At 70.4% G+C, this 25,068-nt stretch carries 22 protein-coding genes; 18 read left to right on the top strand and 4 right to left on the bottom strand.

The genetic code is table 11. The features are described from left to right. Nucleotides 1-20: 20 nt before the first annotated feature. The 4 genes from ACW4TU_RS09340 to ACW4TU_RS09325 all read left to right on the top strand — a co-directional run bounded on the left by ACW4TU_RS09340 (nucleotide 21) and on the right by ACW4TU_RS09325 (nucleotide 4,925). Nucleotides 21-932 carry a dihydrodipicolinate synthase family protein gene (locus tag ACW4TU_RS09340; RefSeq protein ID WP_457426523.1) on the top strand — a complete coding sequence of 304 codons (912 nt, stop codon included), beginning with the start codon at nucleotides 21-23 and terminating at the stop codon, nucleotides 930-932. A 65-nt stretch (nucleotides 933-997) separates the two neighbouring features. Next, complete coding sequence (locus ACW4TU_RS09335; protein ID WP_457426521.1) at nucleotides 998-1,999, top strand: proline racemase family protein; 1,002 nt, start codon at nucleotides 998-1,000, stop codon at nucleotides 1,997-1,999. Between the two features lie 36 nt (nucleotides 2,000-2,035). Continuing rightward, a complete protein-coding gene (locus ACW4TU_RS09330) occupies nucleotides 2,036-2,707 on the top strand; it encodes a GntR family transcriptional regulator (RefSeq protein ID WP_457426519.1) in 672 nt (223 codons plus the stop codon). Nucleotides 2,708-2,828: 121 nt separating this feature from the next. After that, nucleotides 2,829-4,925, top strand: a complete 2,097-nt coding sequence (locus ACW4TU_RS09325) for an ATP-binding SpoIIE family protein phosphatase (protein ID WP_457426517.1) — start codon at nucleotides 2,829-2,831, stop codon at nucleotides 4,923-4,925. A gap of 17 nt (nucleotides 4,926-4,942) precedes the next feature. Here ACW4TU_RS09325 and ACW4TU_RS09320 read toward each other — a convergent pair whose 3' ends face one another. Further along, nucleotides 4,943-6,325, bottom strand: a complete 1,383-nt coding sequence (locus ACW4TU_RS09320) for a lanthionine synthetase LanC family protein (protein ID WP_457426515.1) — start codon at nucleotides 6,323-6,325, stop codon at nucleotides 4,943-4,945. Nucleotides 6,326-6,472: 147 nt separating this feature from the next. Between ACW4TU_RS09320 and ACW4TU_RS09315 the strand changes: the two genes are divergently transcribed. Further along, entirely contained in the window at nucleotides 6,473-6,997 is a 525-nt protein-coding gene (locus ACW4TU_RS09315; RefSeq protein WP_457426513.1) for a MarR family winged helix-turn-helix transcriptional regulator, read from the top strand. 37 nt (nucleotides 6,998-7,034) lie between these two features. On the opposite strand, the gene ACW4TU_RS09310 is transcribed toward ACW4TU_RS09315, so the two are convergent. Then, nucleotides 7,035-7,784, bottom strand: coding sequence for a DUF4142 domain-containing protein (locus tag ACW4TU_RS09310; protein ID WP_457426511.1), 750 nt, complete (start codon nucleotides 7,782-7,784; stop codon nucleotides 7,035-7,037). A 119-nt stretch (nucleotides 7,785-7,903) separates the two neighbouring features. On the opposite strand from ACW4TU_RS09310, the gene ACW4TU_RS09305 reads away from it, so the two are divergent. The 4 genes from ACW4TU_RS09305 (at nucleotide 7,904) to ACW4TU_RS09290 (ending at nucleotide 10,470) form a co-directional block, all read left to right on the top strand. Then, nucleotides 7,904-8,434 carry a MarR family winged helix-turn-helix transcriptional regulator gene (locus ACW4TU_RS09305; protein WP_457426509.1) on the top strand — a complete coding sequence of 177 codons (531 nt, stop codon included), beginning with the start codon at nucleotides 7,904-7,906 and terminating at the stop codon, nucleotides 8,432-8,434. A 132-nt stretch (nucleotides 8,435-8,566) separates the two neighbouring features. After that, nucleotides 8,567-9,184: a DsbA family protein gene (locus tag ACW4TU_RS09300; RefSeq protein ID WP_457429999.1), complete on the top strand. Its 618-nt coding sequence runs from the start codon at nucleotides 8,567-8,569 to the stop codon at nucleotides 9,182-9,184. A 66-nt stretch (nucleotides 9,185-9,250) separates the two neighbouring features. After that, nucleotides 9,251-10,057 (top strand): MBL fold metallo-hydrolase, encoded by an 807-nt coding sequence (locus ACW4TU_RS09295; protein ID WP_457426507.1) that lies wholly within the window; start codon nucleotides 9,251-9,253, stop codon nucleotides 10,055-10,057. 2 nt (nucleotides 10,058-10,059) lie between these two features. Next, entirely contained in the window at nucleotides 10,060-10,470 is a 411-nt protein-coding gene (locus ACW4TU_RS09290; RefSeq protein WP_457426505.1) for a nuclear transport factor 2 family protein, read from the top strand. 67 nt (nucleotides 10,471-10,537) lie between these two features. Here the strand turns inward: ACW4TU_RS09290 and ACW4TU_RS09285 are convergent, their stop codons facing one another. Together ACW4TU_RS09285 and ACW4TU_RS09280 are read right to left on the bottom strand one after the other, a co-directional pair. After that, nucleotides 10,538-11,824 (bottom strand): HupE/UreJ family protein, encoded by a 1,287-nt coding sequence (locus ACW4TU_RS09285; protein WP_457426503.1) that lies wholly within the window; start codon nucleotides 11,822-11,824, stop codon nucleotides 10,538-10,540. 67 nt (nucleotides 11,825-11,891) lie between these two features. After that, a complete protein-coding gene (locus ACW4TU_RS09280; RefSeq protein WP_457426501.1) occupies nucleotides 11,892-13,085 on the bottom strand; it encodes a DUF3500 domain-containing protein in 1,194 nt (397 codons plus the stop codon). Nucleotides 13,086-13,240: 155 nt separating this feature from the next. On the opposite strand from ACW4TU_RS09280, the gene ACW4TU_RS09275 reads away from it, so the two are divergent. The 9 genes from ACW4TU_RS09275 to fxsT all read left to right on the top strand — a co-directional run bounded on the left by ACW4TU_RS09275 (nucleotide 13,241) and on the right by fxsT (nucleotide 24,664). Beyond that, complete coding sequence (locus tag ACW4TU_RS09275) at nucleotides 13,241-13,945, top strand: response regulator transcription factor (protein WP_457426499.1); 705 nt, start codon at nucleotides 13,241-13,243, stop codon at nucleotides 13,943-13,945. Between the two features lie 71 nt (nucleotides 13,946-14,016). Continuing rightward, the gene (locus tag ACW4TU_RS09270; protein WP_457426497.1) at nucleotides 14,017-15,519 is read left to right on the top strand and encodes a HAMP domain-containing sensor histidine kinase; all 1,503 of its coding nucleotides are present in this window, start codon (nucleotides 14,017-14,019) and stop codon (nucleotides 15,517-15,519) included. 312 nt (nucleotides 15,520-15,831) lie between these two features. Beyond that, nucleotides 15,832-16,623: a COG4705 family protein gene (locus ACW4TU_RS09265; RefSeq protein WP_457426495.1), complete on the top strand. Its 792-nt coding sequence runs from the start codon at nucleotides 15,832-15,834 to the stop codon at nucleotides 16,621-16,623. Between the two features lie 24 nt (nucleotides 16,624-16,647). Then, nucleotides 16,648-16,968, top strand: coding sequence for a BlaI/MecI/CopY family transcriptional regulator (locus ACW4TU_RS09260; protein ID WP_457429998.1), 321 nt, complete (start codon nucleotides 16,648-16,650; stop codon nucleotides 16,966-16,968). An 87-nt stretch (nucleotides 16,969-17,055) separates the two neighbouring features. Next, the gene (locus tag ACW4TU_RS09255) at nucleotides 17,056-17,259 is read left to right on the top strand and encodes a hypothetical protein (protein WP_457426494.1); all 204 of its coding nucleotides are present in this window, start codon (nucleotides 17,056-17,058) and stop codon (nucleotides 17,257-17,259) included. A 606-nt stretch (nucleotides 17,260-17,865) separates the two neighbouring features. Next, a complete protein-coding gene (locus ACW4TU_RS09250; protein ID WP_457426493.1) occupies nucleotides 17,866-18,612 on the top strand; it encodes a toll/interleukin-1 receptor domain-containing protein in 747 nt (248 codons plus the stop codon). Then, nucleotides 18,609-19,484: a macro domain-containing protein gene (locus ACW4TU_RS09245; RefSeq protein WP_457426491.1), complete on the top strand. Its 876-nt coding sequence runs from the start codon at nucleotides 18,609-18,611 to the stop codon at nucleotides 19,482-19,484. Before ACW4TU_RS09250 ends, ACW4TU_RS09245 begins: the two co-directional genes overlap by 4 nt. 30 nt (nucleotides 19,485-19,514) lie before the next feature. After that, a complete protein-coding gene (locus tag ACW4TU_RS09240) occupies nucleotides 19,515-20,798 on the top strand; it encodes a TIR-like protein FxsC (protein ID WP_457426489.1) in 1,284 nt (427 codons plus the stop codon). Continuing rightward, complete coding sequence (fxsT, locus tag ACW4TU_RS09235; protein ID WP_457426487.1) at nucleotides 20,798-24,664, top strand: FxSxx-COOH system tetratricopeptide repeat protein; 3,867 nt, start codon at nucleotides 20,798-20,800, stop codon at nucleotides 24,662-24,664. The genes ACW4TU_RS09240 and fxsT overlap by 1 nt, the downstream gene beginning before the upstream one ends. The last annotated feature ends 404 nt before the right edge of the window (nucleotides 24,665-25,068 follow it).

Here is a 25,068-nt window from a genome sequence, read left to right as displayed (position 1 = left end):
ACCCGAAGGACGAGGCACCCATGAGCAGCCCCACTTCCGCCCCCGCCCCCACCCCCGTCTGGCGAGGTGTCCTCGTCGCGACCGCGCTGCCCTTGAACGACGACCTGAGCGTCAACTACCCCGCGTACGCGGATCATTGCCGCTGGCTCGTCGAGAACGGCTGTGACGGCGTCGTACCGAACGGCTCGCTCGGCGAGTACCAGGTGCTCACCGCCGAGGAGCGGGTGAAGGTCGTCGAGACCGCGGTCGCCGCGATCGGCGGGGACCGGGTGATGCCGGGCGTGGCCGCCTACGGCTGTGCCGAGTCCGCCCGCTGGGCCGCGCAGGCCAAGGACGCCGGCTGCGCCGCCGTCATGCTGCTGCCGCCCAACGCCTACCGCGGCGACGAGCGGTCGGTGCTCGCGCACTACGCGGCCGTCGCCAAGGCCGGGATCGACATCGTGGCGTACAACAACCCGATCGACACCAAGATCGACCTCACCCCCGAACTGCTCGCCAAACTGCACGCGGCCGGACACATCAAGGGTGTGAAGGAGTTCTCCGGGGACACCCGGCGCATCTACCAGATCCAGGAACTCGCCCCGGAACTCGACGTGTTGATCGGCGCCGACGACGTCCTGCTGGAGCTGGCCACGGCCGGCGCGGTGGGCTGGGTCGCCGGATACCCCAACGCCCTGCCCCGGGCGACGGTCGAGCTGTACCGCGCGGCCGTGGCGGGCGACCTGGCCACCGCCCTGCCGCTCTACCGGCAGCTGCACGCACTCCACCGCTGGGACTCCAAGGTCGAGTTCGTCCAGGCGATCAAGCTGTCGATGGACATCGTCGGCCGGCATGGCGGTCCCGTCCGCCCACCGCGCATGCCGCTGCTGCCCGAGCAGGAGAAGGCGGTCCGCGAGGCCACCGAGCAGGCTGTCGCCCTCGGCCTCGCCTGAGCCGACAGCACGCCGAGAGCAGGCCGACCCGCGTCGGCCCGAGTTGACCTGAGAGGATCGCGATCATGCGCAGCAAGCTCGTCCTGCACGCCGTCGACTCGCACACCGAGGGCATGCCGACCCGGGTCGTCACCGGCGGAATCGGCACGATCCCCGGTGACACGATGAACGAACGCCGGCTGTGGTTCCGCGAACACCGGGACGACGTACGGCACTTCCTGATGAACGAGCCGCGCGGGCACCCCGCCATGAGCGGGGCGATCCTCCAGCCGCCGACCCGGCCCGACTGCGACTACGGCGTCGTCTACATCGAGGTCTCCGGCTATTTGCCGATGTGCGGACACGGCACGATCGGCGTGGCGACCGTGCTCGTCGAGACCGGCATGGTCCCGGTCGTCGAGCCGGTCACCACCATTCGCCTCGACACCCCGGCCGGGCTCGTCATCGCCGAGGTGGCCGTGGAGGACGGCGTGGCGAAAGCGGTCACGATCCGCAACGTGCCTTCGTTCGCTGTGGAGTTGGACCGCAAGGCGACCCTCGCCGACGGTCGCACGGTGACGTACGACCTCGCCTTCGGCGGCAACTTCTACGCGATCCTGCCCCTCGACGAGTTCGGCCTGCCCTTCGAGCGCGAGCGCAAGGACGACATCCTGGCCGCCGGACTCGCCCTGATGGACGCGATCAACGCCGACGGTCCGCCCGTACACCCGGAGAACCCGACCATCAACGGTGTTCACCACGTCTATCTGGCGGCCCCCGGCTCGAACGCGACCCGTTCCCGGCACGCGATGGCCATCCACCCGGGCTGGTTCGACCGCTCGCCCTGCGGCACTGGCACCTCCGCCCGGATGGCCCAGCTGCACGCACGCGGCGAACTCCCGCTGCACCAGGACTTCCTGAACGAGTCCTTCATCGGTACGTCGTTCACCGGGCGGCTCGTCGAGAGCGCTGAGGTCGCCGGACGCCCCGCCGTGGTGCCCACGATCACCGGCCGCGCCTGGATCACGGGCACCGCCCAGTACCTGCTGGACCCGGACGACCCGTTCCCGGCCGGCTTCGTACTCTGACACCGCACCATTCGAGATCCACCCAGGAGAACTCCCATGGCCGTTCAGCGCACCGGCCCCGCCCTCCCCAGCATCGGCGGGCAGCGGCCCAGTTACCGGGCGAGTGTCGCCGACGCGCTGCGGGCCGCGCTCGTCGCCGGTGAACTGCGGCCCGGCGAGGTGTACTCGGCGCCCTCGCTCGCCGCCCGCTTCGGCGTCTCGGCGACCCCGGTGCGCGAGGCCATGCTCGACCTGGTGAAGGAGGGCATGGTCGATCCCGTACCCAACAAGGGTTTCCGGGTCACCACGGTCTCCGAGCGGCAGCTCGACGAGTACACCCACGTCCGGTCGCTGATCGAGATCCCCACCACCGTCGGTCTCGCCGCGACCGCCGACCCGGCCGCCCTGGAGGCGCTGCGCACACACGCGGAGGAGAGTGTCGCCGCGGCGGACAGCGGCGATCTCATCGCCCACGTCGAGGCCGACCGCCGCTTCCACCTCGGTCTGCTCGCTCTGGCCGGCAACCAGCACCTGGTCGAGGTCGTCGGCGACCTGCGCAAACGTTCCCGGCTGTACGGGCTCACCGCACTGGCCGAACGCGGCCTGCTCAAGTCGACCGCCGAGGAGCACCTGGAGATCCTCGACGCGCTCCTGGCCCGGGACGCGGAGCGGGTACGGACCGTGATGACCCGGCACCTGGGCCATGTCCGGGGGGACTGGGCCCACTGAGCGGCCCCGCACACCCCTGCCGAACCGCCGAACCTCGTCCACGAATGGCGTACACGAACTCCGCGTGCGCGTTCGGACGTGTTCGGTTGTTGCCGTACGGGTGGGGGAGGACACTGGATCCATGGCCTCCGCGCGCGCTGACGACGACCATCAGGACGGACCTGACCTGGTGGAACAGGCGTTCCGGCAGGCGTCGTTCTCGATGTCCGTCTTCGACATCGAGCAGCGGTACCGGCGGCTCAACGACGTGGCCTGCCAGGTGATGGGCGTCGGGGAGGACGTGCTGGCCGGCCAGGTCTTCCCGTATGGAGTACCTGCGGACGTCGAGCAGCTCGGCATGCTGGCGGCCCTGCGGGACGTGGCCGCCACGGGCAAGCCCACGCACTACGAGAGCTTCACACGGGCGCCCTCCGGGATCCGCGAGCACGCCTGGAACCTGGAGCTGTGGCCCGTCCGGGACGCCTCGGGCGAGGTGTGCGCGGTCGGGATGGCCGCGTTCGACAGCAGCGAGCAGCACTGGGCGCGGCAGCGGCTGGCGGTGCTCGACGAGGCGGCCGTCTCGATCGGCACCAGCCTGGACCTCGACCGTACCGCCCAGGAACTCGCCGACCTGGTCGTGCCCCGGTTCGCCGACTTCGCCAGCGTGGACCTGCTGGAGGCGGTCATGCGCGGCGACGAGCCCGCCGAGGCCGGCCCGGACGGCGCCGTCGTGCTGCGCCGCCTCGCCCACGCCGCCGGGAGCGTCGGTGCCCCCGGGGCCGTGCTCGGCCCGGGCGCCACCGACACGTACCCGCCGTACTCCCCGCCCGCCCGGGCGCTGCGCACCGGACAGCCGGTGCTCAGCCGCAGCGGCGCCCCGGACTTCGACCGCTGGATGGCGAGCGCGCCCGAACGGGCCCAGAGCCTGCGCGGGGTCGTCGTCACCTCGCTGGTGGCGGTGCCGCTCATCGCGCGCGGTACGACACTCGGGGTCGCCGTCCTGCTGCGCACCCGGCCCGACGTCTTCAACGAGGACGACTTCGTCCTGGCGAAGGAGCTGGCGAGCCGCGCCGCGCTCTGCGTCGACAACGCCCGCCGCTACACCCGCGAGCGCACCACCGCCCTCGCCCTCCAGGAGAGCCTGCTGCCGCGCGGCCCCTCCCGGCAGTCGGCGGTGGACGTCGCCTCCCGCTATCTGCCCACCGACTCACGCGCCGGCGTCGGCGGTGACTGGTTCGACGTCATCCCCCTCTCGGGCGCGCGCGTCGGCCTGGTCGTCGGCGACGTGGTCGGCCACGGCATCCAGGCGTCGGCGACCATGGGCAGACTGCGTACGGCCGTCCAGACGCTCGCTGACGTCGACCTGCCGCCCGACGAGCTGCTGGCCCACCTCGACGACCTGGTCCTGCGCCTCGCCGCGGACGACGACAGCGCCACCGGCGGCGACCGGGTGGCCGTCGGCGCCACCGGGGCGACCTGCCTGTACGCGGTCTACGACCCGGTCTCCCGCGAGCTGGCCGTCGCCAGCGCCGGCCACCCGCCGCCCGTGCTGGTCCTGCCGGACGGCGAGACCCGCGTCGTGGACGTCAGCGTCGGGCCGGTGCTCGGGGTGGGCGGTCTGCCCTTCGAGACCACCGAGGTCCCGCTGCCGGAGGGCAGTCTCGTCGCCCTGTTCACGGACGGGCTGGTCGAGCCCGCCGAGGGCGACCCGGACCTCGGAATCGCCCTGCTGGCCCGGACCCTGGCGGCCGGTCACAGCGCGCACGCCTCGCTGGAGGACCGCTGCGACCGGGTGCTGTCCGCCCTGCTGCCGAGGAACCCCGGCGACGACGTCGCCCTCGTGCTGGCCCGCACCCGTGCCCTGGACGCCGACCACGTCCGCGTCTGGGACCTGCCCGCCGACTTCGAGGTGGTCGCCGAGGCCCGCGGACGTGCCGTCGCCCAGCTGGAGCAGTGGGGCCTGGAGGATGCCGCCTTCGTCACCGAACTGGTCGTCAGTGAACTCGTCACCAACGCGATCCGCTACGGCGCCGACCCGATCCAGCTCCGGCTGATCCACGACCGTACGCTCATCTGCGAGGTCTCGGACGGCAGTTCGACCTCACCGCATCTGCGCCGGGCCAGGATCTTCGACGAGGGCGGCCGGGGTCTCCTCCTGGTCGCCCAGCTCACCACCAGCTGGGGCACCCGGCACACCAGGACCGGCAAGACGATCTGGGCGGAACAGGCGCTGAACTGATCCCATCCGCCGGAGGCTCAGGAAACAGCCGTACCGCCCGTCGTACGCAGCCGCTCCGGCACCGCCCACCACTGGTCCGGCCGGTCCACCACCATGGCCTCGGGTCCGGTCTCGACGAACCGGGCGAGCCGGAAGAGATACGCCGCGATGCCCGCCGCGCCCTGCATCCACGCGGTGCCCGGCGGCAGCAGCGGGTCCTCCTGCCGGTGTTCGAGGAAACGCCAGCGGGCACCCGCCCCGTCCCTGATCGCCCGCTCCACCAGCGCGTCGCCCATCACGCGCGCCGCCCGCACCATGCTCTCCGCGGTAGCGGTTTCCGGGTCCCCGCAGTCCTGTGCCGCGTCGAGGAGTACGTCGCCCACGCCCGCCGTGCCGCAGCAGCGGCCGTCGTTGTCCCAGAAGCCGGGACGCAGCCGCTGTGGGACGCCCGAGGTGAGGATCGAGGTCATACAGCGCTGCCGCAGCTCGCCGACGCCCAGTCCCGATACCTCCGCCACGCCCGCGTGTGCCAGCGCCGAGAACAGGTGCGAGGTGCCCGCCGGACCGTGGCACCAGGTGTACGTCACCGGTTCGACCTCGCGTTTCGACGGCGGGATCGTGTGCGGAACGACGAAGCCGCCGTCGTCCAACTGCCCAACGGACAGAACGTGTTGCGCCCCCAGGACGGCCGCCACGACGAAGTCCTGCCGGCCCAGCGCGGCGCCCGCCACCGCCAGCGCCGAAGCCACTCCGGCGGTGCCGTGGGAGTAGTTCGGCGCCCGCCACTCGGTGGTCGCCCCGATGCCCCAGTCCAGGCCGGCCTCCGTGCGGTGCGCCACCCGCAGCAGCGCTTCGCAGCCCGTCGTCGCGATCGGCTCCGCGAACTCGCCGCCCGCCCAGACGGCGGTCAGTACCACGCCCGCGGTGCCCATGATGATGTCGTTGAGGGGCGCGTCCGAGCCGGCTTCGAAGTCGACGGTGGTCGGCCAGCCGTCGGGGGCGGCCAGCTCGGCCAGCCGCCGCAGGGCGACCGACTCCGTGCCCGGTGCGAGCAGCCTCAGCGCCGTCACGTCACCGGACAGACCGTCGTACAGCGAGGGTTCCGTCCGGGTCTTCGCCGCCGCCGACAGTCTGGTCACGATCCCGGCCGCCAACGACCGCTCCCGCTCGGTCGGTTCGCGGTGGCGGGCGATCTCGGCCAGCACGGGGGCCAGGCCGGCGATTCCTCCGTACAGACAGTCGCGGTCCTTCGCGGGTACGGGGTCCGGACCGTCCTCCGCCGCGTCCTCGGACACCGTCTCCGGCAGCCACGGACCGTCGTCCTCGCGGACCTGGTCCAGCACCCACGACCAGGCGGCCTCGCCCAGTTCCCGGTACCCGTCGTACGAACTCTTCGCGTCGCTTGCGTCGTTCTCCGGCACCCGGTCACGCTACAACCGCACGATCACCGCCGGAAGGCGCCCACCTGCGGCGTTGTGATGCTCCTGCGCCGTCGCCACGGTCGTGGCCAAGGAAATCTGTTCCCATCGTGGGCGGGAAGGTTCACCTCGGCACGGTAGAAAGGACGCATGGCGGAGCGGGAGACCCCTGCGGGGGACATGGACGATGTTGACGCGGTGACCCGTGCGGTGCTGACCGCGTCGCGGCTGCTGGTGGCGGTCTCCGCCCGTTCCCTCGCCGAGGTCGAGGAACGCGTGACGCTCCCGCAGTTCCGGATGCTGGTCGTCCTGTCCACGCGCGGCGACACCAAGCTGGTCACGCTCGCCGAGCAGCTCCAGGTGGCGCCGTCCACCGCGATGCGCATGATCGACCGCCTGATCGCGGCAGGCCTCGCCGAACGGCACCTCAACCCCGACAACCGACGTGAGACGCAGCTCGGCCTCACCGACGAGGGACGTCGTACGGTCGAGGACGTCACGGCCCGGCGGCGGCTCGAGATCTCCGGGATCGTGGCACGCCTGGCCCCGGCGCAGCGGGCAGCGCTCGTCGAGGCGCTCACCGCCTTCAGCGAGGCGGGCGGCGAACCCCCGGCTCCGGCGGCGGACGACACGGAGCCGCACCCACTCGGCTGGGCGGACAGTGCGATCGTCTGACGCCGTCCACGGCGGACGGGATCCGAGCCGAGGTCTCTCAGCCGGCTGACGGCGACGGTCCCGTGGGCGCCGGGGCGGCCGTGTGGATGTTCAGGTCCGGGCGCGCGGTGAGCGAGACCATCGGTGCGCCCTGCGGGGGCGGCGGCGGGGTCGTGTCGCCCTTGGGCAGTTTCGGCGGTGTGCTCTGCTGGAAGTTGACCTGGTCGATGTTGACCAGACCGGTGTTCTCCAGCACGGTCATGTGATCGAGGACGGTGTCGTTGGCCAGGTCGGCCAGGGCGCGGACCATGACGTTCCTGGTGGTGGCGCGGGTCTTGGCGATGACCGGGAAGATCTGGCCGTGGGTCACCCGCATGATGGTGACCGCGGTGGAGTCGAACTGTTTGCCGACGGCCGCGTCCGCGGTGGCCACGAACTGCTGCTGTTGCGGCGACGCCAGGTTGGGCAGGACGACCCCGAGCTCGGGGGCGATCCTGCGGCACATGTCGTCGAGCCCGGCGTGACCGACGATCAGGTGCTTGCCGGCCTCCCTCATCTCCACGGTCGTGCCCCGCTCCATCGCCATCTCGCCCAACGGGTACTCCCACAGCCCCGCCGCGCGCACCTTGACCACGAAGTCCCGGTCGGCCTCGGTCAGCGGTCCGTAGCGGGTGTTGGCGATCACGCGGTCCGGTGAACTCGTCGTGTTCTGCACCCCGAGCATGGCGGGGTAGGCCAGCGCGGCAAGGGTCAGACCCATGGCGCCGAACACGAATACGTTTCCCGCCAACTTGGCCGAGATGGGCATGGGGCCTCCTGGTGTGAGCGGCTCGTACGTCAGGAGGTACGGAAAGGAGGCGACTTTCAATCATTGCGCAGAGCAAATTTTGCACTCTGCTAAATCTGTTTACGCGGCATGATCGGTGGATGGCAGCTGTAGAGGACGAGAGTGGTGGCGGCGACGCGGCCGGACAGGCGGAGATCTCGTCGCCGCTGGAGGCCGCGAACAACGCGCTCGTGCTGGCGTTCGGGCGGTTGCAGGGCGCGGCGAACCGGCTGGAGTACATCCTCGGCCGGTCGCTGGAGCGGGAGTGCGGCATCAGTCACCTCATGTTCGAGGTGCTGCTCATTCTGGGCCGGGCGGGCGGGTCGGGGCTGTCGATGCGGGCGGTCGCCCAGGAGCAGGTGCTGACCACGGGAGGCGTCACCCGTCTGGTGGACCGGATGGCGGCGGCGGGTCTGGTCGAGCGCGCGGAGGACCCCGACGACCGGCGCGGGCGGCTGGTGCGCCTGACCCCGCTGGGCGAGGAGACCACCGTGCGGGCGTCCCGGCTGCACGTGGAGAACATACGCCGCTACTTCCTGGCGCCACTGCCGCCCGAGGACCGGGAACGGTTCGCCGAGGACCTGCGCATCCTCAGCCACTCCGCGCGGAACGAGCTGCCCCGCCTGCCCTGAGGCCGCGGGCGCGGGTGTGTCGGGCGCCACACGGGAGGGACGGTCATGAGGAAATACCTGACGCGTCAGTTACTGTTCTCTCAGGTGAAGCGCTCGCACCCGGTGGGCGCCACACCACTGCCGAGGTCTTTGATGAAGCTCGTCTATGTCTTCGACGCCTACTGCGGCTGGTCGCACGGCTTCTCCGGAACGCTGGGTGAGGTCGTCTCCCGTCACCCGGACGTGCCGGTGGAGGTGGTGTCCGGCGGTCTGTTCACGGGGTCGCGCCGGGTGCCGGTGCGGGAGTTCGGTTACGTCCAGGGTGCGAACGCGCAGATCGCGGAGCTGACCGGCGCGGAGTTCGGTGCGGCGTACGAGGGTCTGATCGCCGACGGTTCGTTCGTGATGGACTCCGAGGTCGCCGCGCGCGGGGTCGCCGCTCTGCGGCAGGCCGCGCCCGCCCGTGCGGCGGAACTGGCCGGCGCGTTGCAGCATGCCTTCTATGTCGAGGGCCTCAGCCTTTCCGAACCGGCGACCTACCGGAAGGTCGCCGGGGCGGCCGGTCTGGACGCCGACGCGGTGGTGGCCGCCTTCGAGGGTCCCGGGGTGCGGGTCGCGGCCGGGGCCGACTTCCACCGGGCCGCCTCGCTGGGCGTCACCGGATTCCCGACCCTCCTGGCCGTCGACGGCGACCGGGTCACCGTGCTGGCCAGGGGCCATGCCACCGCCGACGAGGTCGACCAGCGGCTCGCGCCCCTCCGTACCCCCTGAACCCTCCCTCCCCGTCCCCTCCCTCCCCGTCCCCCGCTCAACCCCCTCACCCGCAAGGAGCTTTCGATGAGTGCTCTGTCCTTCAAGGTCCTGGACCTGGACTTCCCGGCCGGCAGCAAGAACAAGACGGCGACCCTCGTCACCGGCGAGAACGAGGCCCTGCTGGTCGACGCGGCGTTCACCCGCGCCGACGGCCACCGCCTGGCCGCCGAGATCCTCGACTCGGGCAAGACGCTGACGACGGTCTTCGTCAGCCACGCCGACCCCGACTTCTACTTCGGCGCCGAAGTGATCGCGGACGCCTTCCCCGACGCGGTGTTCGTCGCGACCCCGCTGGTCATCGAGCACATCCGGGACTCCTACGAGGGCAAGCTCAAGGCGTGGGCGGCGCTCGGCCCCAACCTGCCCACCCGTCTGGTGGACCTTCAGCCGCTGAACGGTGACCTCACCCTGGAGGGCCACCGTTTCGAGCTGAAGGGCGGCCCGGCCACGCTGCCCGACCGCCACTACCTGTGGCAGGCCGAGGCGCGTGCGCTGCTCGGCGGTGTGCTGCTGTTCCAGCAGGAGCACGTCTGGGTCGCCGACACCGCCACCCCGGGTGACCGCGCCGCCTGGATCACCCTGCTCGACGAGATGGCCGCCCTCGACCCGCAGCTGGTCGTGCCGGGGCACCGGCTGCCCGGGACGGCGGCGGACGCCTCCGCGATCACGGCCACGCGTGACTACCTGGTCGCCTTCGAGGAGGAGCTCGCCACCGCCGCGGACGGTGCCACGCTGACCGAGGCGCTGGTCAAGCGGTACCCGGACAACGGGATGCTGATCGCGGCGCAGATCGGTGCGAAGGTCGCCAAGGGCGAGATGAAGTGGGGCTGACCATGACCGAGTTCGCCGCGTCCACCGCGCCCGCCGACGTCGTACGCCGTCAGTACCTTGCCTCCGCCGCCGGAGATCTGGACGCCCTGCGGGCCACTCTCGCCCCGGACGTGGAGTGGACGGAGATGGCCGGCTTCCCGCTGGCCGGCACCTACCGGACTCCCGAGGGCGTCACCGCCAGTGTGATGGAGCAGCTGGGCAAGGAGTGGGAGGGCTGGACCGCTCACGACGACACCTATGTCGTGGACGGGGAGAACGTCGTGGTCCTGGCCCGCTACACCGCGGCCAACAAGGCCACCGGCAAGGCGATCGACGTCCGTGTCGCCCACCACTTCGTCGTACGCGGTGGACTCATCGTCCGCTTCGAACAGTTCGTCGACACCGCCCTTGTCCGCGACGCCATGACCCCCTGACCTGGTCGTCGTCGCGACGGCTCGTGGATGTGGACGTGGATGCAGATGGTGGTCGTGGATGTGCCGGTCAGCGCTCCCGCGCCGGCCGGTGCGTCCGCGTCCCGGTTCCGTGGGCGGCTGCCGCCAGGCACGCGACCGTGGTCGCCACCCACAGGGGATGCCCCACCAGCCAGGTCTGGACGCCCTCGAAGGGGTCGGTGGAGGTGAGGGTCGTGCGTTCGAGCATCCAGGACGACGCGAAGAGCAGGCCGACGACCGCCACGGCGATGCGGAACGCCGGGTAGAAGCGGGTGCGGGCCAGGACGAGCAGGGACGGCATCAGCAGGGCCACGACCAGGAGCTGGGTCAGTTCGATGCCCAGGTTGAAGCCGAGCAGGGTGGTCACCAGCGAGCCCCGGTCCAGACCGAGGTCGGTGATCAGGGAGGCGAAGGCCAGGCCGTGGATCAGGCCGAAGCCGGATGCGATCAGGACCTCGCCGTGCGCCACCAGGGGGCGGATCGCGTGGATCGCCGACACCGCGATCGAGAGCGCGATCAACGTCTCCACGGGGCGGGTCGGGAGGTCGACCACTCCCGTCGCCGCCAGGGCCAGGGTGAGCGAGTGGCCCACCGCGAACGCCGACACCACATGCACGACCCGCATGATCGCCCGCCGCCGTGACGCCGCCGGGCGCCAGCTGCCCCCGGTCGCCACCAGGGGCGCCGGGATCAGCAGCATGAGCAGGAAGAGCAGATGGTCGGCGCCTTCGCCGATGTGCTCGATACCGAGGGCGGCCGTCGAGGCGAAGCCCCGTAGCCAGGAACCCTCGTCCGCCGGGACCGTGAGGGTCTTCGTCGCGTGGTCGAAGACGCCCAGGGTCTCGGCGTCGTCCGTCTTCAGGATGCCCCGGTCGAAGTCGTACCCGACGGTGACGATGACCTTGTGCGTGAGCAGTTCCTCGACGATGACGTCGTACCTCAGGTCGAAGGCGGTGACCTCGCCGTCGGGCGGACGGATCTCCAGGGGGTAGACGAGGTGGGGCGACGCGTCGATCGACCTGACCGTTCCGGTGCCGAGTTCCACCGTCCAGGGCTTGCCGTCCTTGCCGACAGCGCTGATGTGCCGGGCTGTGTAGCTCTTCAGGAACGCCCGGTCGGCGCCCAGGACGCGGGCGCCGGTCAGGTCGCGGTGCACCGCGATGGACAGCCGGTCCAGGGGGAGCTGGATCTCTCCGTCCACGCTGTCGTCGCCGATGTCCAGGAGCACCGCCGAGGTGGCCATCGGGTGTGCCTCGGCCGTCGGCGCCAGGAGGCCGGTCAGGAAGAAGGCCGCGAGGAGGAGCGCGGGCAGCAGACGGTACGCCGGTTTGCTCATGATCTGTCCTGTGTCCCTACGTTCCCGTGTCCGGTGTCCCGTGCTCCTCCTCGCGGCTTCAGTTCCGTCAGTTCCAGCCGTAGTCGGCCGTCTCGTCACGGAAGATCGTGTGCTGGTGGATCTCGTCGGTCGAGGCGCCGGGCTGGTTGGAGAACTCGATCCACGCCGAGGGGCCGTCGAGGCGTACGTAGGTCTGGTCGTTGTCGAGGGTCGTGCCGCCGCTCCACCCGATGTACGTCTTGTTGTACTCGGAGACGTACTTGGCGAGGAGCCGCTTGGCGGCCGCCTCGTCGAGGTCGTCCACCCACGCCTTCAGCATCGCGGTGACCTTGGCCTGCTGCTTCTTGGTGAGGGAGCTGACGAGCACGCCCTCGGGATTCACCGGGAAGGGGCCGTCGTTGCCCGGGCCCAGGAACAGGTCGTCGAAGCTGCCGTCGATCTCGGCGGAGGTCAGCTCGGTCGCGGTCAGGGACTGGATCGCACCGATGGTGGCGGTCCGCTTGTCCTCCAGGGGGGCGTAGAACATCTCCTCCCAGTCGAACTCCATCGGTTCGACGGCGGTCAGGGTCGGGGAGATGGACACGTTCTGGCCGGCGTAGGTGAGGTTGTACGCGGCGTGGTGGCCGCCGTACTGAAGTGTGAACTGGCCGGTCTTGCTGGGCTGCCCGAAGAAGGAGATGTAGTACCACTCCGAACCGAAGTTGGCGCCGCCGCCACCGCCGCCGCCACCCGGAGGACGGGTGCCTCCACCGGTGGGAGTGCCGCTCGGGGTGCCCGTCGGGGTCGTGGTCGGAGCCGTGGTCGGGGTGGCCGACGGGGTGGCGGTCCCGTCGCCGGCCGTCAGCGAGGCGAGGTAGTCGTCCGCCTTGCGGATCTCGACGAGTTCCTCGTACCCCTGCTTGCTGAGCGTGGCCTCCATGACCTTCAGGGCCGCGGCCTCCTGCGCGTCGGTGAGGTCACCCAGCTTGAGACCGTTGCGCTCCACGACGGGGGTCGGGAAGTTGGACCAGCCGGTCTTCTTGGCCGCGTCGTCGAAGTCGTACAGGACGGTGTCCTGCTGCTCGGCGGAGAGCGTCGCCAGGAACGCGTTGGCGGCGGCCACGACCTTGGCCGTGTTCGCGCCTCCCACGCCCTTGACCTTCTTCGCGACCTGGGCCGCGTTCAGGGCCGCCGGTGCGACCGAGGACGCGGTGGTCGCGGCGGAACAACCGGTGACGCCCAGGCTGACGCATACGGCCAGAGCTGTCATGGTGCGGCGCATGGAGACTCCTGTGGAGGGGGTGATCAGGAGATCCCATGGTGTGCGGCCGTCCTTGGACCCCGGCGGGAGCTGTTCGGGAATTGGATGAGAACCGAGGACGATGTCCCCTGGGCAGCACGTGGGTTGTCGCCCGTCCGTGGGCCATCATGAAGCCCATGCCGAACCGTGTCCTCATAGCCGACGACGATCGTGCGATCCGCGAATCCCTGGAACGCGCCCTGGAGTTGGAGGGGTACGAGGTCGTCACCGCCGCCGACGGAGTGGAGGCGCTGACCCAGGCCCGCCGGGGTTCCTTCCACGCGCTCGTCGTGGACGTGATGATGCCCCACGTCGACGGCGCCGGGGTGTGCCGGGTGCTGCGCGCCGACGGCGACCGCACCCCGGTACTGATGCTCACCGCGCGGGCCGGGACGCCGGACCGTGTCGCCGGCCTGGACGCGGGCGCCGACGACTATCTCGCCAAGCCCTTCGCGGTGCCCGAACTACTGGCCAGGCTAAGGGCGTTGCTGCGCCGGGCCGCGCTGACACCGGACGACGACGAGGAAGCCGACACGTCCGGCGCCGAACTGCGGATCGCCTCGCTGCGGATCGACCCCTCCGGGCGGCGGGCCTGGTGGGGCGGAGCCGAACTGCGGTTGTCCAAGACCGAGTTCGACCTGCTGGAGCTGCTCGTGCGCAACGAGGGCATCGTGCTCGGCCATGCGACCGTCTACCGGGAGATATGGGGCGAGGACTTCGCCGTGGACGGCAAGAACCTCGCCGGATACATCGGCTATCTGCGGCGCAAACTGGGTGACGCCGGTGCGCCCGACCTCATCCACACCGTGCGGGGCGTGGGTTACGCGGTGCGGCGGCCATGAGCACACGGTCAGGGTTGGTCGCGCGTCTGCGAGCCCGGCGACGGTCGCTGCCACGGTCACGGTCACGGCTGGTGCGGGGGCTGACGGGTTCGGGGCCGCGGGCATCCTTCGTACTGAGTCTGCGTACGCGGTTCGCGCTCGCCTTCGCTGTCGTGGGCGCCGTGGTCGCCGTCCTCGTCGGGCTGCTCAGCTACGGTGCCGCCTCCGACCGGGTCATGGCGGAGATCGACCGTACGCTGCGGTCGGCCACGGTGGCCGTGGCCCAGAATCCCGACCAGGCGCTGTCCCTGTCCGAGGCGGTCGAGCGCGCCCCCGACCTCTACCCCGGCCCGGACCTGCCCGGTCCCGGCGACGAGGGTGAGCGGACCGTCATCACACGGGCCGTGGCCAAGGACGGCACCGTCACCCGACTGGGCGGCCCGTCCGTGCGGTTGCCCGTGTCCGACACCGCACGGGCACTCGCCGCAGCCGGCACCGCAGGACAGGCGGACACCACCGAAGTCGCCGCCGACTCCCACACGTTCCGCCTGCTGACCACCGCGCTCGGCGGCGACCGCGGTGCCCTGCAGGTGGCCGTACCGGTCGACCAGACCCACTACGTGCTCGGCGGCATGGCCCGGGAGATCGCCGCAGCGAGCCTCACGGTCATGCTCGCGGCGGCGTGCGCCGGATGGCTGCTCGCCCGGCGCATCACCCGACGCCTGGAACGGCTGGCCGGGGTCGCCGAGGAGGTCAGCGTCGGCGACCGGTTCGACGACGCGGGACTGGTGGACGGCCGCGACGAGGTCGGGCGGCTCTCGGCCTCCCTGAGCCGGATGCTCGGCCGGCTCGCCGCCGCCCGCGAGGCCCAGGAGCGGCTGGTGCAGGACGCCGCGCACGAACTGCGCACCCCGCTGACCAGCCTGCGGACGAACACCAGTGTGCTGCGCCGGGTCACCGAACTCTCCCCGTACGCCCGTGACCGGCTCCTCGACGACGTGGAGGGCGAGACCGCGGAACTCGGCCAACTGGTCGACGAACTGGTCGAGTTGGCCATGGCCCGGGACCGGAAGGTGGCCGAGGAACCGGTGGAACTGGCCGCGCTCGCCCGGCGCGTGGCGCAGCGCGTCCATCGGCGCACCGGACGTTTCGTGCTGCTCGACGTCGACGACTCCGTGATCACGGGCCGCCGCCAGGGGCTCGAACGGGCGGTGGGCAACCTGCTGGAGAACGCCGCCAAGTTCGACACCGACAGTGACGCCCCCGTCGAAGTGAGCGTTCGGCAGGGGGAGATCACCGTCGCCGACCACGGCCCGGGTATCGCCGCGGCCGACACCCTGCGCGTGTTCGACCGCTTCTACCGCGCCGACACCGCCCGCGCCCTGCCCGGCTCCGGGCTCGGCCTGGCCATCGTCCGCGATGTCGCCGAGGCCCACGGAGGCACCGTCTTCGCGCGGACCCGGTCGGGCGGGGGCGCGGAGGTGGGGTTCACCGTGGAGAAGTCCCGGCTGCTGGGCCCGGAAACGCCGGGCCCGGAGGCGGCGGGGGACCGGCATCGGAGACAGGGCGCCCGGGGGAACGCCGCAGGGCCGTAGACGGTGGCTGCCGCACGAGAGTGAAGGCGGGAGTTCCCGCACTCCATGATTCCGGAGCGCTCCGTACTTCCCGTCGTCGAGCGTGACCATGGCCGGTCCGGCCGGTGGGCCCGATGGGGACCCGGTGGCCGGCCCGGAAGGGCCGGAGATCGCCGATATCACCGGCCGCGCGCCGTTGACCAGCCCATCGGCCACCCCGTTCAGGTTGTGTTCAGGCTCGGACGGGCCTTGGGCAACTCGGGCACCAGAAGCGCCAAAGCTCTGGCAAAGGGGTCTGGGGCAACCGTCGGGCGCCATGTCATCGTGCCTGCCATGACGACAGATCACCTCACTGAGAACCGGCCTCCGCGCCACGCACGACACGCGGCGAGCAAGGTGCCGGAGGTGACCGTCTACTTCTGGATCATCAAGGTGCTGACGACCGGTATGGGTGAGACGGCCTCCGACTGGCTGGCCCGTCTGTTCGGCCCGATCCCTGCGGTGGGCCTCGGTGGCATGGCCCTGATCGTCGCTCTGGTGGTCCAGTTCGCCGCCCGCCGGTATGTGGCCTGGATCTACTGGACGGCGATCGTCATGGTCAGTGTGTTCGGCACGATGGCCGCCGATGTCCTGCATGTCGGCCTCGGCGTGCCGTACACGCTGTCGACCCCGTTCTTCATGGTCACGCTGGCCGCCGTGTTCGCTCTCTGGTACCGCGGCGAGGGCACTCTGTCCATCCACAGCATCCACACCCGGCGCCGCGAGACCTTCTACTGGGCCGCCGTGCTGGCCACCTTCGCGCTGGGGACCGCCGCAGGGGACCTCACCGCCACGATCGGCCTCGGCTACCTGGGTTCCGCCGTTCTGTACGCCTCCGCGATCGCCGTTCCGGCTGCCGCTCACCGTTGGGGTGGCCTGAACGCGGTCGCCGCGTTCTGGGCGGCGTACGTCATCACCCGCCCGCTCGGTGCGTCCGTCGCCGACTGGATGGCCGTCGGCCACGGCAGGGGCGGGCTCGACCTGGGCCTGGGGCCGGTGACACTGTCCTGGACGGTGGCCATCCTCGGTTTCGTCTGTTATCTGGCCGCCTCTCGCAAGGACGTCCGGCACGAAGTCACGCCGTGATGCGCCGGTACCGCCGGCGGGGCGCTGCTGTCAGTCGGCGGGCAGGCTGACGACGAAGCGTGCTCCGGGTGTGTGCAGATCGAGCTCGGCTCCGGCCTCGCCAGGACGACGGTGACGACGATCCTGACCCGTCTGCACGAGAAGGGTGTCGTCAGCCGTGAGCGGCAGGGCCGGGGCTACGCCTACTTCCCCGTGCAGGACGCTCCCGGCCTGACCGCCCGGCGCATGCACACCGAACTCGACGGGGACACCGACCGCCAGACGGTCCTGGCCCGCTTCGTCGCCCAGCTCAACCCCGGCGACGAACAGCTCCTGCGCCGACTGCTGGAGGGTGACGAGCTATGACCGCCCTCCTGCTCGTACCATTGTTCCTGCCCTTCCTCGCGCCCACTTTGGCACGCCGGACCCTCGACCGCTTGGCCCCCCGCCACCGTGCTGTGGATCCTCACCGCATCGGCCCTGGCACTGGCCGGAGCCTGCGTCGCCGCCCTCGGCGCCCTGGTCCTGACCGGACTGCTCGAACTCCCCGCCTTCGCCTCCCTCGGTGAACTCGTCCACCTTCTGCGTACCCCCTCGGACTACTGCGTCCTCCCTCGGCCGCCGCGGCCACCGGAGTGCTCACCCTCAGCGCACTGACCCTCGCGCGCTCGGCCTTCCGGCAGACCCGCGCCTTCCGTACCGCCCGCACACAGGCCGACCCCCCCCGCCGCCGGTGACCCGTGCGTCGTCGACTCGCCCCGCCCGGACGCGTACTGTTCACCTCTACCCCGCCGGTCCCGCCGACGCCTTGACACACTCATTGAGATTCCACTCCACGAGCGCATGCGGCAGGTCGAGTGCGTCAGGACAGGGAACCAACGAGGCTCCTGCGTGGACGGGTTGACACGTCGAACACCTCATCTCAACGGCACGGGAGCCTTGTGCTTTGCGGCCACCGAAGGCTTCACTCGATCGGTGGCCACGCTGAAAGAGCTCAGTGATTGGGGACCTTGGTTGTTGCATGCCTTCATTCGGGGCTGACGTACGGCAGTGCCGCCGCAGCTCCTAAAGGATGAAGCACTTTGTGGCCGCGGCTTTGAAGTCCGCTGGGCACGTGGGCGGTTCCGAGCTGGGGGTGCCTTGTGTCGTTCCAGCCTGTCTCCGGAAAATCCGTAGCGGTCAGAGGGCTACTCGCCCCGCTGTACGGGCAGTTGGCTTGTGTCGGGACGATTCGTGCGGCGGGGTGTGATGCGGGGGCGTCATATGAAGATCTTTCTGAGCTGGTCCGGATTGCCGTCCCGGACCTCTGCTGAACGGCTCGCCTCGTGGCTGCGTTACTTCAGCGATGAGGTCGAGCCGTTCGTCTCTTCGGAGAGCATCAGGAAGGGCGCCCGCGGGCTGGACGAGATCAAGAAGCAGCTCGACGAGAGTTCCTTCGGAATCGCCTGCGTCACCCGGGCGAACCTCGACGCCCCGTGGATCACCTTTGAGTCGGGAGCCCTGTCCAAGGAGGTCGACGAGCGCCGGGGCCAGCTCGTGCCCTTCCTGCTGGAGGGCAGTCACGACGACTTGGAGGCGGCGAGCAGTCCTCTGCGCCAGTTCCAGTCGACGCGGGCGCACGACGAGGAAGACGTGCTGAACATGGTCAGGACCATCAACTCCGTCCTGCGTGAGTCGGCCAACCGCCACCCCGACAACACCCGGGTCGACAGCCTTTTTCACAAGGTGTGGCCCGAATTACGCGATGCCCTCGCCGCGATCGACTTCACGACGGACACCCCCGAGCAGACACAGCCGCGTCGGTCCACGGAGGAGATCCTGGAGGATCTCACCTCGCTGATGCGGGAGCAGATCAGCAGGATCACCGACCTGGAACAGACCGTGAAGGCACTGCGCGACGAACAGACCAGCGTACCGAGGATCAGGTCCAGATTCACCGGCGTCTACGAAGAGGCGCCGCGCACCGTGTCCGCCCCGGCTGTGAACACGGGCACCGAGGGGCTGGCATGAGCCGGATGATCAGGCATCAGGTGCGGACGATCTTCGGCACCCGCCTCGGCCTGTCCACAGCAGTCCGTGCCTGCGCCGTTCGGTTCGGTCTGCTGTCGGGCGCTGTCCAGCTGTACCTGGCATTCTGGCCGGACAGCTCCCTGCCGCGCGCCACGGCGTTCCTCACCGTCGTCGGCCTCTCGCTGGCCGGCGGCATCCTTGGATCCTGGCCGCGGACCCAGGTGAGCCATGAGTTCCTGCACCCGGAATTCCGGGTGACCATCAAGGTCGGCGACCTCTTCGAGCAGCCGGGCCATCTCGTCATCGGCAGCAACGACGTGTTCGACACCGACACCCGTGACGATCTGCTGATCGTCCCCCGCAGCGTGCAAGGCCAGTTCCTGCATCGGCTGTACGGGACAGAGACCACCCGGCTCGATGACGATATCGACGCCGCACTCGCGGGAGTGCTGCCGGTTCGGGTGGAGGACCGGGCGGCGAAGCGGGCGGGGAAACTCGCCCGCTACCCTCTGGGCACGGTCGCCGTCCTCGGATCGCCGCAGAGGCTTTATTTCCTCAGCGCCTATGGCACGATGCGCAACGACCTGACGGTCGATTCGGGGCCTGACCAGATCTGGAACAGCCTGGAAGCACTGTGGCATGTGATGCATCTGCACGCACGCCGCGAGGCGGTGGCCATGCCGGTGATCGGCTCGGGCCTGGCCCGCATCGACAGTATGGATCACGCGAGTCTCCTCAAGCTGATCCTGCTGTCTTTCGTCACGCGGTCACGGCGGTCGGTCATCTGCAAAGAGCTGACGATCGTGGTTCTTCCAGAGGATTATGTGCGGGTCGACATGCTTGAGTTGGCCCTGTTCCTGCGGACACTGTGACCGCCGGACGTGTGGGGGAGAGGGCTTGGTGTGAACCAGGAACCGGAGCGGACGGACCCATATGTCCCGTACTTCTTCCTCAGCTACGCGCACACACCGCGTCGCGCGACCGACGGCCCGGACCCGGACATGTGGGTACGCCGGCTCTACCAGGACCTCTGTGAGCACATCCTGATGCTGACGGACCTGTCGGCGGGCGAGTCGGTCGGGTTCATGGACCGCACCATGCGGATCGGTGAGGACTGGAGTTCGCACCTGTCCGCCGCACTGGCCACCTGCCGGGTGTTCGTACCGCTGTACTCACCGCGCTACTTCGTCAGCGACCACTGCGGCCGCGAGTGGCGGGCCTTCGCCCTGCGCCAGGTGCGGGGCCGGCGGCCACAGGACACGGTCCCACCGGCGATCGTGCCGGCGCTGTGGATGCCCGTGCACGACGAGCGACTGCCCTCGACCGCGAAAAGCCTGCACCACGATCACGAGCTGTTCGGCCCGCACTACGCGTCCGGGGGCCTGTACTCCCTGATGAAGCTGCGCAGATACCGGAGCGACTACGAGCACGCCGTCCTGCTGCTGGCCCAGGCGATCGTCACCACGGCCCACGAGAATCCGATGCCCAGAGGCGAACCCCTGGACCTGGCGGACCTGCCCAACGCCTTCGGGGAGCCCCCCGTGCTGCGCCGGCTGCGCATCGTGGTGGCCGCGCCCAGCAGTCGCGAACTGCCGCCGGGGCGCTCAGAACGCTGTTACGGCCCTTCCCCGGTCGACTGGAACCCTTATCGGGAGAGCGACGTGGATGCCGGCCGGCCGCTCGCGGACTTCGCCGCGGAGCAGGTGCGCGGGCTCGACTACCTCACCACGGTCGAACCGCTGGACGAGGCGGCCGGCGGTCTGCTCGCCGAGGAGCGCCCGTCGGCACCGACGGTGATGCTGCTCGACCGTTGGGCGGTCACCGACCCGGAGCAGCGGGAGCTGCTCACCCGGGTGGACGCGGCAGCCCAGCCGTGGGTCGTGGTCATCGTGCCGTGGGACCGCTCCGACCCGGACAACGAGTCCTCAGGGGCGGAGCTGCAGTCGGCCCTGGAGAAAACCCTGCCGCGCACGTTGCAGCGAGGTCGCAGCGTCTCACGGGCCGCGACGGGTGGAGTCCCCTCGCTGGCCGCGTTCGCCGACATCCTCCCGACGGTGATCCAGTGGGCGGCTGCTCAGTTCCTTCGATACGTGGCACCCGTATACCCGCCCGCAGGCCCTCAAATTCCCCGACCGAGGCTGCTCGGCCCCTCCCCGGAGCCGGGGATCCGCCCTGGAGACGCGTGATGACTCCCGGATCCGACGGGCAGATCGTCACTTTCTACTCCCAGAAGGGCGGCACCGGGCGGACCATGGCCGTGGCCAACGTCGCATGGATCCTGGCCTCCAACGGCTACCACGTGCTGGCCGCCGACTGGGACGTGGAAGCGCCGGGGCTGCACCGCTACTTCCACCCGTTCCTCGACGCCGCGACCTCGGCCGCCACCACGGGCGTGCTCAACCTGTTCTCGGGCTACGTCACGGAATGGCGTACGAGACCGGGCACCGAGTCGGCGGCCGACCTGAGGCAGCGTCTTGCCCGAGTCCTGCCGCACGCCGTCTCCGTCGATTGGACCTTCCCCGACGGCGGGAGCCTGGACTACATGCCCGCAGGCCGGCAGGACGGCGAGTACCTGACGCACCTGATGGACTTCAGTTGGCGGGAGTTCGCCGAGCGGTTCGGTGGTGCGCGGTTCCTGGAGGCGCTGCGCCACGACATGAAGAGCCATTACGACTTCACGCTCATCGACAGCCGCTGCGGCGTGAGCGACCTGGTCGGCCTGTGCACCATCGACTTGCCGGATGTCCTGGTCAACTGCTTCAACCTGAGCTCCCAGAGCATCGAGGGCGCGGCACGCATGGCACGCTCCATACTCCGGGACGTCCATCCCCGCCCCCTGCGCATACTGCCCGTCGCGATGCGGGTCGCCGACGGCCGGGACACCCGTCTGGCGGCGGCCCGTGAGCTAGTCCGAGTCAGTTTCCAAGAACTACCGGCCGACTCCAGGACCGGCATGGAAGTCCCGCACCGGTCGGACTACGCCTACGAAGAGACGCTTACCACGTTCGGTGACCCTCCGGGCGAACCGAACAGCCTGCTGGCCGCCTTCGAGCGGCTGACGGAGCTGATCACCGAGGGTCGCGTACGGCGTTTCCCGCCCCTGGACGACGAACTGCGCAGACGCCATTTCGCCTCCTACGTCAGGTCGTTGTCCCCCATCGCGACGCCGCTGCGGCTTTGGTGCGCCCCGCAGGACCGGATGTGGGCCGACTGGGTCGACTGGCTGCTCACCGGCGCCGGCTTCGAGGTGATCGCCGCTGGCAGTGGCACCGAGCCGGGCGCCCGGGGCGCCCCTCGCACCCTGGCCCTGCTGTCGTCGTCCTTCCTGCGCTCGCCGCAGTCCCGGACACTGCAGGAGAGCATGGGCGAGCCCGGTTTCGGTTCTTCGGGAAAACTGATCCCGCTACGGATCGAGCCCGTCCCGCTCACGCCCCCGTTCAGCGATTACGAAGCAGTGGACCTGACCTCCCTCGACGAACCGCGCACGGCCGAGACCCTGCTGCGCGGCGTCGGACTGTCCGGCGAGGCGGTTGAGCGGCCACTGGGCTCGGCCCGGCCGCGGTTCCCGCGCCGGACGCCGGGCGTGTGGGAGGCGCCGGCGCGCAACCCCTTCTTCGTAGGCCGGGACCGGCTGCTGGACCAGCTCGACGCCACTCTGAAGGTCAGTCAGCAACGGGCCGTGATACTCCCTCACAACGGTCTCACCGCCACCGGGCGCACCCAGCTGGCGGTCGAGTACGCCCACCGCTTCCAGGCGGCGTACGACCTGGTGTGGTGGGTCCGCGCACAGAGCCGGGAGTTGGTCCTGCTGTCGCTGGCACAGTTGGCGGAGCGGATGAGCCTGCGCAACGGCGACGACGTGCCCACGGCCGCACGCCAGGCCCTCGACGCGTTGGACTCGGGGTCACCGAGCGGTCGGTGGCTCCTGGTCTACGACAACGCCGGTGGCCTGGCGGCCCTGTCGGGGCTGCTGCCCACCGGACCCCACGGACATGTGCTGGTGACCTCCCGGGACCGCGCGTGGAGCGAGGCCATGCATCCACTATGGGTCGACCTGTTCACCCGGGAGCAGAGCATCGAGCTGCTGCGGCGGAGGGTTCCAGCGCTCTCCGCCGCGGACGCGGACCGCATCGCGGCCACCGCGACGGACGTCCCGCTGGCCGTCGCGCAGGCCGGATCGTGGCTCGCGCAGTTCCCGTCGGCGCACGAGTACTTGCGCCGGCTGACCGTCTACAGCGACGACCGGACCGGGACGTGGGGAGACGAGCCGACCTCCCAGGCGATCGCCGCCAGTACCGGCGTGGCCCTTGACGCACTCGCCAAGCGCGCCCCCGCAGCGCTGCGGCTGCTCGCCCTGTGCAGCTGGCTCGCGCCGCTGCCGCTCCCGCTGGCCCTGGTGTACACCGACACCGCGCTGCGCCTACTGCGTCCGCACGACGCCTCTCTGCGTGAGCCGATGCTGGTCGACCGAGAGGTGCAGGAACTCAGTCGGCTGGGTCTGGCCGAGGTTGACCAAGCCGGCCACACGCTGAAGGTGCACCGGGTCGTGCAGCGCCTGGTGCTGGCTTCCCTGCCCACGAACGAGGTGCAGGCGGTATGCCACGAGGCACACCGGCTCCTCACCGCAGTCGCCCCCCGGCGCGACGACTCCGTCGCCGAGACCGACGACTTGGCGTTCGAGCGGTTGTGGCCCCATCTGGACCACGCCGGTGCAGACGCGTGCCGCGACAGCGACACCCGTGCCGTGCTGCTGGAGCGGGTGCGCCGGACCGCCCGGTACGGCATGCCGGCTCGGGCCCTCGAACTGGGCCGCCGCCTGGACCAGAGTTGGACCGCCGCCGACGGGGGAGACGACGACCAGCAGCTGCTGCAGCTGCGCAACCACCAGGCGGCCGCTTTGCGGAGCCTAGGAGCCTTTGACGAGGCGCACAGTCTGGACTCTCGTACCCTGACCAGGCAGCGTGGACTGTTGCCGCCCGGACACGCCCACACCCTGATCACGGCAACGGGCGTGGCGGAGGACCTGAGAGCGCTGGGCCGGTTTGGCGAGGCGCTGGAGCTGGCGCGTGAGGTGTACACCGGGTTCCACAACCTGTTCGGCGAGGAGCACCCGCAGACGATGACCGCCGCCGAGGCGCTCGCCGCGTCGCTGCGTCTGGTGGGGGACTACTCGGCCGCGCGGGAGCGGAGCCTGGCCACCTGGCAACGGCAGTGCCGAGTGCTCGGAGACGGCCATCCCTCGGCGTTGGCGTCGGCCCTGGGCCTCGCCCGGGACCTGCGTGAGCTGGGCGACTACGTTGGCTCCGTGCGCGTGCTGCGCCCCACTCTGGAGAGTCTGCGCGCGCAGAACACCCATGGCGCGCTGCGCGCGACCGTCAGCCTGTCGGTTTCCCTGCGGCGCATCGGACAGCGCCACGAGGCTGACGCGCTCGCCGCGGATGCCGAGGAGGGCTATACGACGGGACGGGACCGAGACGATCCCGACCTGTTGGTGTCCGGCGTCAATCTGGCGGCCCTGACCGCCGACGCGGGCGACCTGGCCGCCGCGCGCACCGTGATCAGCCGTCTCCAGCACGGTGTCGCCCAGCTGCGTGGCCCCGAGCACCCGGACAACGCGGTCTGCGACCACAACCTCGCGGCGTGGCTGCGTGCCGCAGGAGAGACCGACGAAGCGCTGGCGGCGGCCACGCGGACCGTCCGGTCCTTCGGCAAGTATCTCGGCGACGCCCACCCCTACACCCTGTGCGGACGGTTGACTATGGCCAACGTCCTGGGCGACCTGCAGCAGTTCACCGCAGCCGAGAGCATGGCGCGGGCCTGTGCGGATGCCCTGCGCGCCTGCCTCGGGGACGGTCACCCGGACACCTTGATCGCCGACCTGTGCCTGGCGGTCACCCTGCGCTCGATGGGCCGTACGGCGGATGCCAGCCGGTTGCGGGACCGGGCGGTGAGCGCCTTGGACGCGCGGCTCGGCGCCGGACATCCCTGGACGGCGGCGGGCCGCGGCTGGCAGCGCATCGACCGAGATCTGGAATTCCTGCTGCCCGCCTGAAGTGTGTTGGTTCGGCCTGCTGTGCGAAGTCCCAGTGAGCGTCCGGGGCAGCGATGACGAGAAATCACCGCTGCCGCACAGGGCATTGCGGTACGCATTGCCCACCGCGCGCAGGGGCTGCGAAGATGGCAAAGGCATGCTTGGCGGAACGTCTACGCGCACCGTGTCCACTCCAGCCCCGGACTCTCGCCGTCCCCGGTGTGTGGGAGGGCGGCCCCGAACCAAGGTGAAGCTGACGCAGATGAAGACTCCGGTCACGAAACCCGCAGACCTGCTTCTTACGCAAGTGCCGACTTCCGAGAGAACCCCGCTCGCGAAAATCTGCACCAATGGGATCGAGGTCACTACGGCCCTGAGGCGAGTGACCCAGGCTCAGGGAAAGGATGGTGTCAGGACATACCCCA

Source organism: Streptomyces kryoterrae, from assembly GCF_054072135.1.
The sequence above is the reverse complement of the archived record's forward strand: the minus strand, read 5'-3'. Positions and strand labels throughout refer to the sequence as shown.